Source organism: Polaromonas sp. P3_C2 (genome assembly GCF_056402675.1).
In genome coordinates this window covers 1-858 of sequence record NZ_JBFUGX010001091.1, presented here as the reverse complement: position 1 = coordinate 858, position 858 = coordinate 1, and the positions used below count along the sequence as shown (strand labels likewise).

2 protein-coding genes are annotated in these 858 nt (G+C 63.2%); one reads left to right on the top strand and one right to left on the bottom strand.

Annotated features, from left to right (window positions below):
* Window positions 1–101 precede the first annotated feature (101 nt).
* Window positions 102–581, top strand: a complete 480-nt coding sequence (locus AC1DWI_RS24835) for a GNAT family N-acetyltransferase (protein WP_477669433.1) — start codon at window positions 102–104, stop codon at window positions 579–581.
* Here the strand turns inward: AC1DWI_RS24835 and AC1DWI_RS24830 are convergent.
* On the bottom strand, window positions 578–858 hold a 281-nt coding region (locus AC1DWI_RS24830), incomplete at its 5' end, for an Lrp/AsnC ligand binding domain-containing protein (RefSeq protein ID WP_477726134.1). The two genes, AC1DWI_RS24835 and AC1DWI_RS24830, sit on opposite strands and share 4 nt — an antisense overlap.

The following is an 858-nucleotide window of genomic DNA, read 5'->3' as shown; positions in this document are numbered from 1 at the left end:
CGTGGGGGCTGCTCCTGCAGACTGTGAGGAAGCAACAGCAGCAACAAACAGTCAGCTCTGCCGGTTTCCCTTTCGCCACTTCACGACGCCAGCCACTCACCATGCACATCCGTATCGCCACCCCGCAAGATGAGCCAGCCATCGTGGCCATGGCCGTCGCCTTTCGCAACCATCTGGAGCGGCACACGCCCTCGGACGTCCAGTTTGGCGACAGCGTCCGCAAGTTGCTTGGGTCGCAAGACGCGGAATTCTTCATCGCCATGGTTCACGGCCAAGCCTCGGGTTACGTGCTGCAACGCTATCGCCATTCCATGTGGGCCAGCGGCACCGAGGCCACCATTGAAGACCTGTTTGTTGACCCGTCCGTTCGCAGGCAGGGTACGGGCAAGGCGCTCATCGAGTTCGCACTGGCGCATGCGTGCCAGGCCGGCTGCGCCAGCGTGTGCCTGGACACGAACGAGTTCAATGCGGCTTCGACCAGAATCTATACGGGCCTCGGGTTTAGCGCCATGTCAAAACGCTGGAACGGCCGGCAGATTTTCTTTCGCAAGTCAGTTGAGGGTCGGCTTCAAGCGGCCTAGCGGTGAATCCGCGTAGACAGCACCACTGAGGTATTGGTGCGCTCCACCCCGTCGAGCAGGCCAATGCCGTCGATCAGCGCGTCCAGCCGCTCGATCGAGCCGGCCTGCACGATGGCGATCATGTCGAAGGTGCCGCTGACCGAGAGCAGTGAGCGGACCTCGGGGATCTTGCGCAGCGCCGCCTCGACCGGGCCCGACAGCTTGGGGCCGACGGTGAGCATCACGTGGGCGGCTACCTGCGATTGCTCATAGGCGTCGCCGGTGCGCACGCCGTAAC

Coding starts and splice junctions, on each gene's coding strand:
- AC1DWI_RS24835 (WP_477669433.1), top strand. CDS start 102: ATGCACATCCGTATCGCCACCCCGCAAGATGAGCCAGCCATCGTGGCC.